This window comes from Cyanobacteriota bacterium (genome assembly GCA_025054735.1).
GTDB lineage: Bacteria > Cyanobacteriota > Cyanobacteriia > SKYG9 > SKYG9 > SKYG9.
In genome coordinates this window covers 1-16,773 of sequence record JANWZG010000024.1, presented here as the reverse complement: position 1 = coordinate 16,773, position 16,773 = coordinate 1, and the positions used below count along the sequence as shown (strand labels likewise).

The following is a 16,773-nucleotide window of genomic DNA, read 5'->3' as shown; positions in this document are numbered from 1 at the left end:
AGGATTGTGGGTTCATCGGTAAGCAGCGCCTCCACCTGCTGAATTTGCCGTGTCAGGGTCAGGTGGCTAAAGTCCCCTTGATTGAGGTCGGGAACTGTCAAGGGCAGCCCTGCTTGGGCAAAGCAGTCTGCTAAGTAGCGTGCCTTTGTGGAATTGGGGCTAGAGGCAAAGCCATGAAGATAGATGGTATGCAAGGGCAAGAATTTATCCTGGGTTAAGGGTAGACCATAGGTCTGTATAAGTACTGTATCGCTAGTACCGTTACTTGTGGCTAGTAAGGTTATCCAGAGCAATTGTCATTGCTGTCCTGATTCTGACATGGCAGATGGAAAACTCACAGGTATGATGGTTATGTGCAGTCGGATATCGTGCAAGAAAGAGGCAGAACTGTGGCAGAGTCGCGTTATAACCCAGCAGAGATTGAGGCAAAGTGGCAGCAGATATGGGCAGAGCAAGGATTAGACCGTACCCCCGATGCTGACGATCGTCCTAAATTTTATGCCCTGTCAATGTTTCCCTATCCCTCCGGCAACCTGCACATGGGCCATGTCCGCAACTACACCATTACGGATGTGATTGCCCGTGTCAAGCGAATGCAGGGGTATCGTGTGTTACATCCCATGGGTTGGGATGCCTTTGGCCTGCCTGCGGAGAATGCTGCTATTGATCGCGGTGTGCATCCTGCCAAGTGGACTTACCAAAACATTGCCCAGATGCGGAGCGAACTGAAGCAATTGGGACTTTCCTACGACTGGGAGCGGGAACTGGCAACCTGTTCGCCAGACTATTACCGTTGGACGCAGTGGATTTTTCTGCAATTTTTCCAGGCAGGATTGGCCTACCAGAAGGAGGCTGCTGTTAACTGGGATCCCGTTGATCAGACAGTGCTAGCCAATGAACAGGTAGACAGCGAGGGACGATCGTGGCGTTCTGGTGCCTTAGTGGAGCGTCGCCTGTTGCGCCAGTGGTTTTTCAAAATCACTGACTATGCAGAGCAGTTATTGGCAGATTTAGACAAGCTCGAAGGCTGGCCCGAACGAGTGAAAACCATGCAAGCAAACTGGATTGGCAAATCCACTGGGGCATACCTAGAGTTTCCCATTGTTGACTCTGAGGCTGCGATCGGCGTGTTTACAACTCGTCCAGATACTGTCTATGGGGTCACCTATGTGGTGCTAGCACCTGAACATCCCCTGACCCTGCAAGTCACGACACCAGCTCAACGGGCAGTGGTAGAAGCATTCATCCAAGAGGTGGGGGCAGAGAGTGAGACCGATCGTACCGCTGAAGACAAACCCAAGCGCGGTGTGCCTACTGGGGGCATGGCCATCAATCCCTTTACAGGGGAACCAATCCCCATCTGGATTGCCGACTATGTATTGGTGGAATACGGCACTGGTGCAGTCATGGGGGTACCTGCCCACGACCAGCGAGATTTTGAATTTGCCACTCGCAACCAGTTGCCCATCAAGACCGTGATTATTCCCGAAGGCGGTGATCCCAAGGCTGTCTTGCAAGCTGCCTACACTGAACCGGGGATCATGGTGAATTCGGGACAGTTTGATGGCATGACCTCGGTGGCAGGTAAGTCAGCGATCGTTGCCTATGCCGAACAACAGGGCTTTGGTAAGGAGCGGGTGCAATATCGCCTGCGAGACTGGTTGATTTCTCGGCAGCGCTACTGGGGTGTGCCGATTCCGGTCATCCATTGCCCTACCTGTGGCATCGTCCCTGTTCCCGATGACCAGTTGCCTGTATTGTTACCAGAGGATGTGGAGCTGTCAGGGCGCGGAGCCTCACCCCTGGCAAAGCTAGAGTCTTGGGTGAATGTGCCATGCCCTAGCTGTGGCACTCCTGCCCGCCGGGAGACTGATACCATGGACACCTTTGTAGACTCCTCCTGGTATTTTTTGCGGTTTACCGATGCTCGTAATAGTTCTCAGGCGTTTGATCCTCGCCAGACTAACGACTGGATGCCCGTGGATCAGTATGTAGGCGGCATTGAACATGCTATTCTGCACCTGCTCTATTCCCGCTTCTTTACCAAGGTGTTGCGCGATCGGGGCTTGCTGAACTTTGACGAGCCATTCCTGCGCCTGCTCACCCAAGGCATGGTGCAGGGCTTAACCTATATGAACCCCAACAAGAGCGGTAAGGACAAGTGGATCCCTTCCCACAAGGTTGATCCCAACGATCCTAAAGATCCTGATACGGGGGAACCCCTAATCGTTTCTTTCCAAACCATGTCTAAGTCTAAATACAATGGCGTGGCTCCCCAGACTGTCTTAGAGAAGTATGGAGCCGACACCACTCGCATGTTCGTGCTATTTAAAGCGCCACCAGAAAAGGATCTAGAGTGGGATGAGGCCGATGTAGAGGGACAGTTCCGTTTCCTTAACCGTGTCTGGCGTTTAGTTACAGAATTCGTAGAGGAAATATTGCCCTCATCCCCCTGTTCTGGGCAAAGGGATAGAGATGATGGACAGATGAGCAGTGATGACAGGCAGATGACAAAGGACGAAAAAGACCTACGTCGCGCCATCCACACGGCCATCAAGGAAATCACGATTGATCTGAGAGAGTGCCAGTTCAACACGTCTATTTCTGAGTTGATGAAGCTGAGCAATGCCTTAGCAGATGCTCCCTGCAAAAACTCGCCTGTGTACGCTGAGGGTATTCGCGCCCTTGTGTTGCTGTTAGCTCCATTTGCCCCTCACATTGCCGATGACCTATGGCAGCAGTTGGGCAACCCTGACTCAGTTCACCGGCAAGCTTGGTTAAGCTACGACCCCGCTGCCCTTGTGGCTGATGAAATTACTCTAGTCATCCAAGTTATGGGTAAAACCCGTGGCACCATTCAAGTGCCTGCTACAGCCACTAAGGAAGAACTGGAGCAGTATGCCCGTGAGTCTGAGGTGGGGCAAAAGTACCTAGAGGGCAAAGATGTCAAGAAGACGATCGTCGTCCCTGGCAAGCTAGTGAACTTTGTGCTGGGCTAGGGTGAGGAGCAATTCCTGGGCCAGCCGAGCCAAACCACCTGCTACACCTACGCGCTCTTGGCCATTGAGCCAGCAGGCCTTTAAGTAGTCAGTGTTGTCCAGGGTGCGAATTACAGCTTGGGCAGCTTGCCGTAGGATTTCTGGAGTCGCGGGACGATCGCCGATCGTCTGCACTGAGGATCCCAATAATCGCATCTGGGCTTCAGCAAATCGATAGGTAAACTGAGGTCCACGGCCAGGGATTTGCACTACGGGTTTCCCTAGCCCCACAGCTTGCTCTACGGCAGTGCCTGCCATGCCGATCGCCAAAGTGCACTGGTGCAAAATATCTGGAAATGCATCCCAATAGCAGCGGATAGCTGGATTACCTGCCATGGTTAGTACACCCTCACCCTGATAACTCCACCCTGCTTGTTGGGCGGCTGCTTGCACGTCTTGTTCGGAGAAGCTAGGAATCAGGGCAGCCCGAAACTGCATAGGTTGCTGGCGTAAAATCTCTTGGCATAGGCGCAGTTGTAGCACTAGGTTGTGACGGGCCTCTGGCAAGCGACTTCCCGGCAGCAGTGCCACCATGGGTATATCTGGCTGCAAGGCTAAGTCCTTACCTGTAGGGGTTAGGGTATCCATAATTGGATAGCCTGCAAACAAAGCTTTGCTCACGCCTCGGTGCTGTAGATCTTGGGCAGTGTAGGCATCCCTGGTGAAAATTTTGAGACAACGGGGCGATCGTAGCCACCGCTCCATCAGCCAAGGCAAGCGTAACGTGCCCTCGTAATAGCTAGAGGTAGAAACAATAAACGCACAGTAGGGACAACCCGTAAGGCGAGCAAATCCAGTTGCCACAATATCCCCTACTGCCATGACTAAATCTGTAGTTTTGCCTGCTGCCCTAGCGGCTAGGATTTGTTGCCAAGTCAACAGCGGCAATCCAGAAATCAAATCTCTCGCCAGAGCAACTTGATTGGTATAAAAAATACCACCAGAGGGCATGGTTTGCGTAGGTGCTAGTAGCGGCACTCCCAAGCGACGGTAAGCATTGCCTTCACCGACGATCGGCAAGGCAGCCACCTCTACGGTGGGATCTATGGTCATGACTGCTTGCAACACCAAACTAGCGTTCAAGTCTTCACCGTGACCATTGCTAATAAATAGAAGGCGTTTTGTCATGGCAGGTCTAGATAAACTTCAGCTTGCGAGAGGCATAGCCACACATCCGTAACAGTACTAGCCCTTCGCGCACATGGGCAATATTGGACTGTCCGTAGCTGCGAGGCTGGTAGCGAACGGGAACTTCTACGATGTGTAGGTTGAGTTTGGTAGCACCAAACAGCAAATCAAAGTCGCCAAAGGGGTCAAACTCACCAAAGTAGGCACGCCCAGCAGCAATGCGTTCGTAGTCTGATCGCCATAACACCTTAGTGCCACACAGCGTATCTTTCAACCGCTGACCCAGCAGGAATGAAAATACAGAAGCAAAGAACTTGTTGGCTAGGGTATTGAGCCAAGGCATGGCCTGAGCCGAGCGTGGATACACTAATCGAGAGCCGTTGATGAACTCACCTCGCCCAGAAACAATCACATCGTAAAAATGAGACAACTCCTCAGGGGGAACCGTTAAGTCTGCGTCTAGGATCATCAAAATATCACCAGTAGCCTGGGCAAATCCTAAACGCACAGCATCTGCCTTACCGTTGCCCGTCTGTTGCCAAGCCTTGATGGTCAGATGTGGACGATCGCTGGCTTGCTGCATCACCTGTTGAATCGCCTCCCAAGTGTTGTCTCTGGAATGGCCTTCCACAAAGATGACCTCAGTATGGCTACCCAGTCGGGGCAAGCGCTCAATTGCACCCGCGATGTTACCAGCTTCGTTGCGAGCTGGAATAATCACTGAACAAGTAGGAGCAGGACGATCGCCAAGCGATAAGCTGGCATAGTGGGGGCGGGCAACCACGTAATTTGTGAGACATAAATGGGTAATTCCTGGCAGGGGCGCTAGATAGCGATTAATCCAGTCTGCTACTAGGGGAATTCGCTTTGGCAGCAGAAATCGTCGCCCCTGTTTAATCGGCACATAGTCTGTGATAGCAAGTAAGTTCATCACGTCTGCCATGGATAACCAATTTTGCTGAGGTTGTGGACGGCGCTGCCCCAGCCGCTCAGCCAAGTGGAGCAGAGGTTCCCACAGGTAGTTATGGAAGGTCAGTATGAGCCGAGTTTTGGGATGGCAAAGCTGATGAAGCTGGTCTAGCACGGTTTGAATGTCGCTCAGATAGCCCAGCACACCAGCTAAGAGGATGTAATCAAACGGAGCAGCCTCTAACACTGGGTTGTCGATCGCCGAGATTTGTTCAGCATCCAAACAATGAAATTGCAAGTGGGGATGCTTCCGATGAGCAATGGCAACCATAGCTGCTGAAAAGTCAATACCAACACCAAGGTTAGGAGTAACGGCAGCGAGTAGATCACCCGTACCGCAACCAATTTCCAATACACGGCTGTTGGGCGGAATTAGAAATTGGTGCAGACGTTCCAGATCTCGATAATAATAGCGATTGCGCTGGTTCCACTGATCTAAAACTGGAGCAATCTGCTCAAAGTGTTGGTGAACTTGTGACTTGAAGTCCATGCAGGTTGATAACAGACATTTCACCACTTTACACAGGGATGGCGATCGTCACAAGTTGGAGAATAGGCTAGCCTGTGGCTAAAACACAGTTCCATCACTCACAATTTGGATGGGAGGAACACCACCAGGGCGCAACTCCCTAGCAATGCGACGACCCGCAGCCCACGTACCCCCCTCTAACAATTTAGCGAGCGGAAACTTAGCAGCAGTTAGTCCCAGGCGACAACGAACCAGATCGGCAAGGCGATCGAGCAGAGCTACGGTCAAGGCACGCCACTCCACGATCGGCTCTGAGCCTGGAGTGTGGGGCTGACCTGTGACTTCTGGGTATTTAGGTCGCAGGACACCCAAATCCACAAATAGTCCACCATTGCGATATTCTGGCAATCCTGTGAGGTACTCTAAGTCCGTAACAGTGATTCCTGCCAATTGTAGGGGTTCCACAAGGGAATAGGTTAGCCATTGACTGAGCTTGTGGAAAGGGACAAGTTGGGCACCTAGCCCTCGATCGGGTAGGGCGCTATGGGGCCATACATCCCCCAAATTCACTCCTGCTAGGGTCAGTCGTCCTGCCCAGATGGATCCAAATCCCCGTAATATGGCGGCCAATAGTTGCGAGGCTGGTACCATGGCGATCGTTCCTGCCTGGGTACTGGAGACTGCATTTCGGAGTAGATAATCCACAAGGTTGCCAGGTCGGGGCAGATTGACACCAAACAACTCTGGAGACTGGTACAGCGCAGCACCCAAGCGCTGCATAAGGGCAACTCGCCCAGCAACACCGACCAAGGGATTAGTATCAGTAACCTGAAAGCTTTGTTGCAAGCGGTCTGTAGTGAATTGTTGTAGACCGATCGCATCTGCTTGCCAGGGACGATCGGCACAGCTTGAGAATCCACCTTGCAGAAACAGGTGAAAACTAGCAACTGCTAGACCCTCAGAGCGCTGAAATACCTGCCCAGTTTCAGCTTCGTGATAATACCAGTTAGCCCCAGCCCCTGCATCCAGCAGCACACTCGTGACTACCAAGTCTATGTGGCTACGGGCAGCTTCCACCGGATCCATCATTGCCAGGCGTTCATTTAAAGTGGCTATGCGGTTAATGCCACCTGCCTCAAAGTGTCGCCAGCGACTATGGATGGGGATGTTGCCCGTAGGATAGGTTTGTTGCATGGTTTGAATCACATAGTCAGCAACGGTTTCTAACTGGCTCAACTCGCAACGAAAGTGGGCAAGTTGGTTAGCACGGGCTAGCTCAAACAGATAGTGGCAGCGATCGCGAATTCCCTGAGTGGACAACAGATATTGAATCGTAGGGAATGCAGGGTCGGTGGGATCTAACCAACCACCACCTTGCTTAGGAATCGGAGATAGCGCCACGGCTGGCCTCACAGAAACAGTACCGAGTTCCCATTGGTTGCACCCAGTGTGAAACTCTTTGTCAGTATAGCGGATTAACTTCCCGGTTACGTTGTTTATCCCCGTATAGTACTGAGGAGGATAGTACCTCCCCAGCATCCGTAACAGTGACTAGAACCTAGCGCCTGAAGCCTAGGCTAGGATTGCTTTCCCCAATTTGCCCATAAAAAACTTGACACGATCGCCCACCTGGTTACAAAGATTCCCTTGTGAGCATTAGCCCGATTAACAAGCCAACTACCCCTGAGTAAGACTCCTCAGTCAGCATTGTTGCCTGCTTGAGAAAGGAGGCAAACCTCGACTTAAGGGAGAGTGAGATTAAGCGGCGACCTTATAGATATCCAGCTTAGCGACCTAGAGCCTGCGATTGAGCACTGCACCTTTACCAAATAATTCCACCACCCTTTGCGTCCATGCTTGCGGCTGTAGCGGAGATGGAGACGCTCATGAATCCTCACCTAGGTTTGGTGATTGCGCCAGATGCGGAAATAGGTATCAACCGTTTGCCAAGGGGGGAAAGTCCCTGGGTAGGGCACGCTACGGGCAGCCAGTACCCAGGATATAGAATCAGAACTGAACACATATCAACGCTACGGGGGCAGCCACCCAGCTTAGCCTCTGGAATCAGGTCACTGAGGTATTCGTCTTGGGCATGGGTTAGGTCGCTAGGGTTAAGCTCCAGTCATATGGCTCTCTTGGTGCTGTCTACTTTGCCATGTACAACTTATTACTTAGGGAGCTTTAGCGGTTGGTGTGAAACAAGAACAATTAAGACTTAGTGACTGAGTGGTTACTCTGCCTTGGGGGGCAAGATAGCGGTCAAGGTAAGTAAGGCATCAGGAAAGGCGAGGGGTGCTATCTGGTTGGGTTCTGAAAGGATTAGGTGACTGGTGTAGCCCTGGGGAGTGGGGTTACGGAAGATGTGAAGCTGACGGTTGATTACATCTAGCACCCAATAGTCAGCAATGCCTGCTTGGGCATAGAGTTTGTCCTTGATGTCGCAGTCTTTTTTTAGGGTGGAGTCAGCCACTTCTACCACGAGGTACAGGTCGCTGGGCTGGGGATGACGATCGGCGTAGTCTAGCACTGTGCCGCGAACAACCGCCAAGTCTGGCTCTGGTTCCGACTGGTCATCCAGTTGAATAGGATCTTGAGTGATCACCACAACAGGATAGTCACGCAGCAAGGTATTCAGCTCATACACCAACAATCGTAGAGAGGTGACATGGGGGGTGCCTTTAGCAGCCATGAGTATAATCTGTCCAGCGAGGAGTTCAGTACGATCGGTTTCCGTCAGCAGTCCCATCTCGCTCAGGCGGTGATACTCCATCACCGTCCAGGTTTTGAGGTATGTTGGTTCTAGGGCAAGAGTGGCCATGGCATTACGGGTTGTCATGGTTGTATTCTGCTATACAGGAATATACTAGGAACAGGCAGTTGCCCTTGACTCAGTAAGGTTAGCGCAGTTTGACATTCCTTCCCTAACTCTAGGACAAAGATGACCCTAGTATACTCAAAAGCTGCCTAGCGCAAGGGGGTGAGCAGGGGATGAGTTTTTGGATCCAGAGTGAATACTCTAGCAGGTTGAGATATGGCACCAGTGCTAACGTTCTATAACCATTGCTAGGCTTGATGCGGTGCTAGGGCTATCTGTTCCGCTTGCGCTAGGGATGGTAGCAGCGATCGAACAGGCGTAATCCTAGGAGGTGAGTGGGTATTAAGAAGAGGTGCCATCTGGTTAAATTCTGTTAGGATATAGAACAATTGACTTACTCTACCTTACACTCTCTCTGTGAGAGTTTAGGTTGTGAGAGCATAGGCAGCAGCGAAGTCGGGAGGAAAAACGGAGAGGTGAACGATGGAACGGCTTGAAAACCAATGGCAGCGAGTTTACATTCCGCAATGTGACCCACCTCTGCCACCAAGTGAAACGTTGCCCGACATGTATGACTTGCCCAGCGAAGAAGTAGGAGAACCCGGATTGCCTGACGAATACCATAGCTTGCAGCCAACGCTTCTCAGCCATACCTTCCGACCTCCTGCCTACTATCCTGATCAGGTTTTCACGGCTAAAGACTTAAACCTCTACTACGATCCTCGCTATCCCCTGCGCTACAAGCGTCCAGATTGGTTTGCCGTGGTTGGGGTGCCCCGGTTGTACAGGGGATTTGATCTACGGATGAGCTACGTGCGTTGGCATGAGGGGGTTGATCCCTTTGTGGTGGTTGAATTTCTCTCTCCGGGAACAGAAGCAGGGGATTTAGGCCCTTATTATGAGACTAGTAATTATGAGGCTACTGACCCACCTCCGGCCATGACTGAAGCTTCTGAAGGTGTAACCAATGGTAGGGGGACAAGCCAAGCCCCTCCTCCAGGAGTTGATCCCATACCGGAAAAATGGGAAGTGTATGAGCGCATTCTCAAGGTTCCTTACTACTTTGTTTTTAGTCGCTACAATAATCGGCTGCGCTTCTTTAAGCTGGTGGGTGGGAGTTATCAAGAGCAGGCCTTGAGCGATCGCGCCCCTTTAGTATGGATTGAAGAGTTGGAACTAGGGCTGGGGTTGTGGGAAGGAGAGTATGACGGCATTCACCGCCTGTGGTTACGCTGGTGCGATCGGAATGGAGTCTGGATTCCCACGGATACAGAGTTGTTAGCACAGGAAACACAACGGGCTGAGCAGGAGGCACAACGGGCTGAGCAGGAGGCACGGCGGGCTGAGCAGGAGGCACGACGGGCTGAGCAGGAGGCACAGCGGGCTGAACGCTTGGCAGCCTATCTCCGCTCCCAGGGTATCGACCCTGATGAGGTGTAGGGTGACTAGGGGTGGGGCTAGTAGCGAACCACGAAGGCACAAAGACCACAAAGAGCATTATGTCTACCCTTAATGTTCCTATCAGAACAAGTTGCAGGACTCTGGCTTGAGATCCCGTTCCATTAAAGCGTACACGGCTGCTTGGGGGGTGATGGCGTTGTCTAACAATTGGGCTACTAAGTGACAGATCGGCATGGTGAGATGCTCTCGGCTAGCTAGGTCAGCTAGCACACGGGCAGTGCTCACGCCTTCGGCAGTGCCCTCTAGGGTTGCTAGCACCTCTGATAGTGATTTGCCCTGGGCTAGGCCGAACCCCACTTGATAGTTGCGGCTGAGGGGGCTATTGCAGGTGGCGAGCAGGTCTCCCAGGCCAGACAAACCTACAAAGGTTTCTGGCTGTGCTCCTAAGTGGGTGCCGATGCGGATGATTTCTGGTAGGGCGCGGGTAATGAGGGCAGACTTGGCATTCATGCCTAGTTGCAGTCCGTCACAAACACCGACGGCGATCGCGATCACATTTTTCAATGCTCCGCCTAGTTCCGTACCCAATGGGTCTTGGTTGGTATAAACCCGGAAGCGATCGGATGCAAACACCTGCTGAACGATCGTTGCTGCCTTTAGATTCTGACTTGCAGACCTAAGGCTAGTTCTTTTGCCAAATTTGGCCCCGACAATACCACGACGGCGTGGTCAGGGAAGGTTGCCTGCCAGATTTGAGATGGGGTACGACTAGTCATCGGTTCTAGGCCCTTGGTGGCACTTAACAGAATGGTTCCTGGAGGCAGCCCAATGGTTTGCAACCGAGCAGCCATCTCTGCCACACCTGCCATGGCAATTGCTGACACCACTAAATCACAGTTAGCGATCGCGGCTGCCAAGGATTCACCTGTGCGCCGTGACCATACTCGCACCTTGCCGCCCTTGTGCTGAGCTAGCATGGCCAACCCACGGCCCCAAGCACCCCCCCCTAGAACCGTAATATTTGTTACTGGTTGTTCGGTCACGGCAATCAGTCCATTCTGTGCTTATCTATCCCATTATGCTATCCGTTGGCTATTGGTCATTGGTTAGTAGTCGCTGTGTTACCAAGCTATTGGTTGAGATGCACTTCAGTTCAGCAAATAACAAGGCACTGCTTGCATCCTACGTGGTAAGTTAGGGGTGTTATAGCAGCAACCATCGCTCCAGCCCTATGACTGAGCAACTCAACTCCGATCGCCAAACGCTAGATTTGCTTCGTAACAAGCTGTTGCCCTTAGCTCAGCGGATTGCCAGCTTTGCCAGGGGTAGTCGTGGAGCAGTAGGGTTGCTATTGGTTGTAGCGGCTCTCTCAGCCCTTTGGTTGATGCTATTTCTGCAAGAGTTGTTCAACTTCTCGGTACTTACGGCTGTAGCCGTATTAGTAGTGCTGGCCTTACCCGCGATCGTTCTTGGCATTTTCTACATTGCCCTTCAGAAAGCTGTTGGGCTAGTGGATGAAGTCAACCAACTCATCAATGCTATCAGTGCAACCCTGGATGACTCGTACAGTCAAGCTCAGAACCTTTTGCAGACAGGTGCTCGTCAGCAGCTAGCTATCGGGAGCTTGTTTTCTCTTGGTTCAGCCCTGCGCGAATTGCTATCTTTAGTTGACGATGTGGGTGGGCTAGCGCTAAAGGTTAAGACGTTACTCTTGACATTTAACCCATTCTACCTGGGTGCTGTGTTAATTTCAGTGTTAGCAACGATCGTACTAGCAATTGCTAGCATCATTACTGGCATTGTAATGGTAAGCGTGTAAACTAGGAGAACATTAGTAGTGAATTAGGCGGGACGACGAACTATGCCAATCCAGGTTGAACGTGGGCTGTTCAAGGTTGATTTCTTTGACCACCATGCCATACTGGGTGTCGGAATTGATGCGGAGGTCAAAGAGATTCGCAAGCGTTACCTAAAAATTGCCCGTCTTCTTCATCCCGACAGCCTTTTGCAAGCTAGCGATGCCGAGAAGCAACAGGCCAACGAGTTCCTGTCGAAGTTGGTGAACCCAGCCTACAAGAAGCTGTCTGACGAGAAAGAGCGGACAGAGTATGCAGCTCTGTTGCGGTTAATGGGCCAAAAAGTGAGCCGCAAGGGAGAATTTGGTGATCTGGGCGAACCAGCCCAGCAGTTGATGAAAGCCAGTGACTATGAAGCAGCCTACTTAGCTGCTGTGAATCAGCTAGCAGACACACTATATACATCAATGGATAAAGTCGTCGATACGATCGGCACCATTAGTGAATTAAACTTGGCCTACCTGATCCGTAAGCACGGTGGAGGAGCTTCATCCACTGCGAAACCCGCTGCCTCTACCTCCACCACATCATTAAAGTCAACCGCCCCAGCCACCAGTGCCCCCACTAGTGCGAGTGCCAGTGCCCCATCTTCTACCACTGGGTTTACCCAGCGACTATCACCCGCTGAGCAGTGCTACAAACGGGCAGAGGGTTACCTCAAGGCTGAAAACCAAGCCAAGGCTATTCTAGAACTGCGGGACGCGATCAAGATGGAGCCTAATAATGCTAAGTGTCACAGTATGTTGGGCACGATTTATCTCAGCCAAAACCAGATAACCATGGCCCGCATTCACTTCAATAAAGCCTTGGAGATTGAACCTCACAATGAGGAAGCCCTGAAAGGGAAGAAACAGTTAGACAAAGTTGCTGCTGGCAAGGCGACCGCTGCTAGTCCGAAGTCGGCCCCGAAGTCGGCTCCTCCTAACAAGGGTGGTGGTCTGTTTGGGGGCCTATTTGGCGGTGGCAACAAGAAGAAATAGTTAGCCATGACTTATCAACTACCTGCGGGTGCAAGGGATCTACTGCCGATCGACGTTTTGCAAACAAGTTGGATTGAGCAGCATCTGCATCAGGTTTTTCAGCGCTGGGGCTATCATCAAATTCTCACTTCTACCCTGGAGCGGCTAGATACCCTGGTAGCAGGAGGAGCTGTGCAGCCATCATCGGTGATTCAACTCCAGGGCACCGACGATGATGTCTTGGGTTTACGCCCAGAGCTGACAGCCTCTATCGTGCGCACCGTGGCCACCCGCATGGCCGGGTCGGCTTATCCACAGCGGCTTTGCTACAACGCTAATGTGTTTCGGCGGGCAAACCGCACTAGTCACGATCGCCAACTTGAGTTTTATCAAGCAGGGGTAGAGTTGCTGGGGGTTGGTGGTGTTTTAGCTGATGCTGAAGTGATTTTGCTACTCATCGATTGCCTGCAACAGGTACAAGTTGAACACTGGTATCTGATTCTAGGCGAGGCAGGACTGACCCGATCGCTTCTCTCTAGCTTTCCATCACCGTTACGACAAACTGTGCGCCGTGCCATTGCCCACCTTGATCGCCTCACCCTCGAAACCTTACCCATCGATGAGCAGTTGCGTCACCATGCCCTCATGTTAATGGATTTACGGGGTACACCTGCCGATGTGCTCCAACAGGTGGCTCAGTTGCCCCTAGAACTGCCCCAACAGGAAGCTGTCAATAATCTCAAGGCCCTGGTAGAGTTGCTGCCCACCGATCAACACCACACCATCATCCTAGACCTCAGCCTAATCCAGACCTTTGACTATTACACGGGTATTGTCTTTGAGGTAGTGTGTGACGGTGCCAGCGGACAACGGGTTATAGGGCGAGGGGGCCGCTACGACCAACTTCTGAGCCTCTATCACCCCAGGGGAGAGCATTGTCCTGGCATTGGGTTTTCCCTGGATATTGAAGAGTTGCGGCAGTCCCTGTTAACGACTAACCACCTGCCAACTCAGGTGCCTGCTAGTGACTGGTTAGTGGTGCCCCTATCGCCCCAGGCATACACCAATGCCTTTCGCCATGCCCAGCAACTCCGATCGACCGCAGCCCTCACCAGGGTAGAGTTGCACCTAGCCCTAGATGACCCCCAGACTGCGCGGACGATCGCCCAACGTCGAGGGATTGGCCACATTGCCTGGGTAGCAGCGGACGGCACAGTGACCATTGACCACGTGTCTCAATGACTCCACGGTGACAGCTTAGATGCTCCTACACTTCACATTTCGTTAAGTGGTGATTCCCGATCGCAGCAACATTGATAGGATGCTGTCACGCACATTTTTTAGTCTAGCCATGTTGATATTGCTGACGATCGCCACCATCGTGCACGTCGTAATCCATTGGTTGCAACCTGTCCTTGTGCCCATTTGTCTAGTCAGTGCTTGGGTCTTGGTGCTATTCACCAGTTGGAACTTGTGGTCTATGGCACGAGCCAGCCTCGCTAGCGCCCAACGTATGCATCAAATCCCCTGTACCGAGTGTCGATTTTACACGGGTGACTATCGCCTCAAGTGTCCAGTAAACCCCACCATAGCCATGTCTGAAGCTGCCATTCACTGCCCAGACTACGAGGCGAAATACCCCAAAATTGAGTACAATTGAGCTTGTTGTTTGCAGGCAGTTTCATGGTGTTCCCATCGTTCCCACAGCGGATTGAACCCGGCCCTGGGCAGGAGTCTGTTTGGGACTATCCTCGACCGCCCCGCTGGGAAGACTGTCCCCATCGGCTTCGGGTGATCTTCAATGGTGTGACCATTGCTGATTCTGTCCGCGGCAGGCGGGTGCTAGAAACCAGTCATCCTCCGGTTTACTACATTCCCCCTGAGGACGTGCGCTTAGACTGCCTAGAGCGGCTGCCCCGCACTACCTACTGTGAATGGAAAGGGCAAGCAGGCTACTATACCGTTGTGGTGAATGGTAAGCGGGCCGAAGGTGCTGCTTGGTTTTACCCAAATCCTACCCCGTCGTTTGCTGCCATCAAGGATTACATTGCCTTCTATGCCGAGCCAATGGATGCTTGTTTTGTGAATGATGAGCAAGTTCAGCCCCAGCCTGGCAACTTCTACGGTGGTTGGATTACGAGCGCGATCGTTGGCCCCTTTAAGGGAGGGGCTGGCACTTGGGGCTGGTAACTAGCCTAGGGAAATTTGGCGCAACTTAGTCCTAATGCGATCGATTTCACTGCTATTAACGCCCTCATCCCCCATCTTTTGCAGTTGAAACTTTTTCTGGGCTAGCTCAGCGGCTGCTTGGGTTAGGGCACGGCGACGCTGGCGACTCATGCGTCCGTCTTTGCGCCCACTGACGACCTTGTAGTCTTCTGCTGACAGCACCCCAGGGACTTCATCGTGCAGATATGTTCTCATCAGGCTCCGTCCCCGGAAGCTGGCGACAAACCACAGCACAATCAACATGCCGCCTAGAAACAAGTAATTCACCAGGGCAACCATGATTGGTTCGCTGCTCTCTGTAGCATCAGCTAACACTAGGGAACCGTTGTGAATTAAATGGCCAGCGATCGCAGCCAACAACCCGGCTGTGATTACAAATACCTTGCTGAGGGGATTGTGCATATAGCGAGCAAATCCAAAGCCGATGCCGGTCAAGGCTGTCCAAAACCCATGCATAAATCCCAAGGCAATGACGCGCACAAAAAAGAGCACTACCCACTGACCAAGTGTTTCTGTTTTATTGACCAGATACAGAATATTTTCCACGTAGGCAAACCCAAAGCCTGCGGTTGCCCCATAGACAATGCCATCTACCCAGCCATCAAACTCTTGTCGGCGGGTAAAGTAGACAACAGCAACTGCGATCGCCTTCAGCACTTCTTCGGTTACTGGGGCAGCGATCGCCGCCATGGCAAAGGCTCCTGCTACTGTGCTGGCTCCCAAGACCTCTTCCACGGGCACACTCAGCATTCCTTGCAGAATGATGCCGCCAATAATCGACGGCACAGCTCCCCAGAAAAATGCCCAGACCAAGTATCCTAAAGGTTCTTTTTCAAACCGATCAATACTCCGTACTAACCAAGCGTAAAAATAGGTGGGCACAGCAATAACCATTGCCGTAATTAGAAACTTTTCCATAGCCTTGACAAATGCTGCAACTGTGCATAACTTTACCGTGACTCGCGATCGTTAGACCAGAGCTACTTGACTAGGGTGGCCGTTGTGGGGTTCGATGGTGTTCAAGGTGTTCCCCATTGAGCAATCTGTAACAGATGTAGCAGTCACCAACCCTGGGGTCGCCGTGTGATCAGGAGAATAGTGTTGTAGGGAGGGGGGAAAAATTCATGGCTATGCACTTTAGCAACTATGACCTGGGAGATTTTTATGATGAACTCTTCATAGCACCTGGAAAACCCCGCCCAGAAGCCGAAGCCCTCATCAACCGTATGGATGAACTGTCCTTTCAGGAGTTGCAGCAACGGCAACAAGCTGCCAGAACTGCCCTGTACGAGCTAGGGGTGACCTTTAACGTTTACAGCGATGGCCGCGGGCTAGAGCGGATCTTGCCCCTAGACATTATTCCTCGCATTGTCAAAGGGTCAGAGTGGAAGGTCTTAGAACAGGGACTGAAGCAACGGGTTTATGCCCTGAACTTGTTTCTGGCAGATATCTATGGTGACCAGAAGATTCTACGCGATAACGTCATCCCCAGGGAGTTGATTGAATCCTCAAAGGGCTACCTAAGACCTTGTTTGGAGCTAAAGCCACCGGCGGGGGTTTGGTGTCACATCACAGGTACAGACTTGGTGCGCGATCGAGACGGTCAGTGGTACGTATTGGAAGATAACCTGCGCTGTCCCTCTGGTGTTTCCTACGTGCTTGAAAATCGAAGGGTGATGAAGAGCACATTTCCCAAATTGTTCAACATTCTGTCGATTCAACCGGTGGATGACTATCCTAGCCATCTTGTGGAAACATTGCTAAACCTGACCCCACCCCACCTGTCTCACCCCACGATCGTCGTCCTTACCCCTGGCATGTATAACTCTGCCTACTTTGAGCATTCCTTCCTCAGTCAGCAGATGGGGGTAGAACTGGTAGAGGGCAGCGACCTAGTAGTAACCGATGG

At 52.0% G+C, this 16,773-nt stretch carries 14 protein-coding genes and 1 pseudogene; 8 read left to right on the top strand and 7 right to left on the bottom strand.

Annotated elements, in window-relative coordinates; genetic code table 11:
- On the bottom strand, positions 1-200 hold a 200-nt coding region (locus tag NZ772_02355; GenBank protein ID MCS6812403.1), incomplete at its 3' end, for an esterase.
- Positions 201-389: 189 nt separating this feature from the next.
- Here NZ772_02355 and leuS point away from each other — a divergent pair.
- Entirely contained in the window at positions 390-2,999 is a 2,610-nt protein-coding gene (leuS, locus tag NZ772_02350) for a leucine--tRNA ligase (GenBank protein ID MCS6812402.1), read from the top strand.
- Here the strand turns inward: leuS and NZ772_02345 are convergent.
- The 4 genes from NZ772_02345 to NZ772_02330 all read right to left on the bottom strand — a co-directional run bounded on the left by NZ772_02345 (position 2,976) and on the right by NZ772_02330 (position 8,440).
- On the bottom strand, positions 2,976-4,166 hold the full coding sequence (locus NZ772_02345; GenBank protein ID MCS6812401.1) for a lipid-A-disaccharide synthase-related protein: 1,191 nt from the start codon (positions 4,164-4,166) through the stop codon (positions 2,976-2,978). The two genes, leuS and NZ772_02345, sit on opposite strands and share 24 nt — an antisense overlap.
- A 7-nt stretch (positions 4,167-4,173) precedes the next feature.
- Positions 4,174-5,625: a glycosyltransferase gene (locus NZ772_02340; protein MCS6812400.1), complete on the bottom strand. Its 1,452-nt coding sequence runs from the start codon at positions 5,623-5,625 to the stop codon at positions 4,174-4,176.
- Between the two features lie 78 nt (positions 5,626-5,703).
- Positions 5,704-6,936: a URC4/urg3 family protein gene (locus tag NZ772_02335; protein MCS6812399.1), complete on the bottom strand. Its 1,233-nt coding sequence runs from the start codon at positions 6,934-6,936 to the stop codon at positions 5,704-5,706.
- Positions 6,937-7,834: 898 nt separating this feature from the next.
- Positions 7,835-8,440 (bottom strand): Uma2 family endonuclease, encoded by a 606-nt coding sequence (locus tag NZ772_02330; protein ID MCS6812398.1) that lies wholly within the window; start codon positions 8,438-8,440, stop codon positions 7,835-7,837.
- A 462-nt stretch (positions 8,441-8,902) separates the two neighbouring features.
- Between NZ772_02330 and NZ772_02325 the strand changes: the two genes are divergently transcribed.
- Positions 8,903-9,859, top strand: coding sequence for a Uma2 family endonuclease (locus tag NZ772_02325; protein ID MCS6812397.1), 957 nt, complete (start codon positions 8,903-8,905; stop codon positions 9,857-9,859).
- Between the two features lie 81 nt (positions 9,860-9,940).
- Here NZ772_02325 and NZ772_02320 read toward each other — a convergent pair.
- Positions 9,941-10,797, bottom strand: a pseudogene (locus NZ772_02320) (NAD(P)H-dependent glycerol-3-phosphate dehydrogenase).
- 254 nt (positions 10,798-11,051) lie between these two features.
- Here NZ772_02320 and NZ772_02315 point away from each other — a divergent pair.
- The 5 genes from NZ772_02315 to NZ772_02295 are packed head-to-tail and all read left to right on the top strand — an operon-like array spanning position 11,052 to position 14,825.
- Positions 11,052-11,639, top strand: coding sequence for a hypothetical protein (locus NZ772_02315; GenBank protein ID MCS6812396.1), 588 nt, complete (start codon positions 11,052-11,054; stop codon positions 11,637-11,639).
- A gap of 42 nt (positions 11,640-11,681) precedes the next feature.
- The gene (locus NZ772_02310) at positions 11,682-12,656 is read left to right on the top strand and encodes a DnaJ domain-containing protein (GenBank protein MCS6812395.1); all 975 of its coding nucleotides are present in this window, start codon (positions 11,682-11,684) and stop codon (positions 12,654-12,656) included.
- 6 nt (positions 12,657-12,662) lie between these two features.
- The gene (locus NZ772_02305) at positions 12,663-13,877 is read left to right on the top strand and encodes an ATP phosphoribosyltransferase regulatory subunit (GenBank protein ID MCS6812394.1); all 1,215 of its coding nucleotides are present in this window, start codon (positions 12,663-12,665) and stop codon (positions 13,875-13,877) included.
- Positions 13,878-13,923: 46 nt separating this feature from the next.
- Positions 13,924-14,295: a hypothetical protein gene (locus tag NZ772_02300; GenBank protein MCS6812393.1), complete on the top strand. Its 372-nt coding sequence runs from the start codon at positions 13,924-13,926 to the stop codon at positions 14,293-14,295.
- Positions 14,296-14,318: 23 nt separating this feature from the next.
- Complete coding sequence (locus tag NZ772_02295; GenBank protein MCS6812392.1) at positions 14,319-14,825, top strand: DUF427 domain-containing protein; 507 nt, start codon at positions 14,319-14,321, stop codon at positions 14,823-14,825.
- Here the strand turns inward: NZ772_02295 and NZ772_02290 are convergent, their stop codons facing one another.
- Positions 14,826-15,782, bottom strand: a complete 957-nt coding sequence (locus tag NZ772_02290) for a PrsW family intramembrane metalloprotease (protein MCS6812391.1) — start codon at positions 15,780-15,782, stop codon at positions 14,826-14,828.
- A 212-nt stretch (positions 15,783-15,994) separates the two neighbouring features.
- Between NZ772_02290 and NZ772_02285 the strand changes: the two genes are divergently transcribed.
- On the top strand, positions 15,995-16,773 hold a 779-nt coding region (locus tag NZ772_02285; protein ID MCS6812390.1), incomplete at its 3' end, for a circularly permuted type 2 ATP-grasp protein.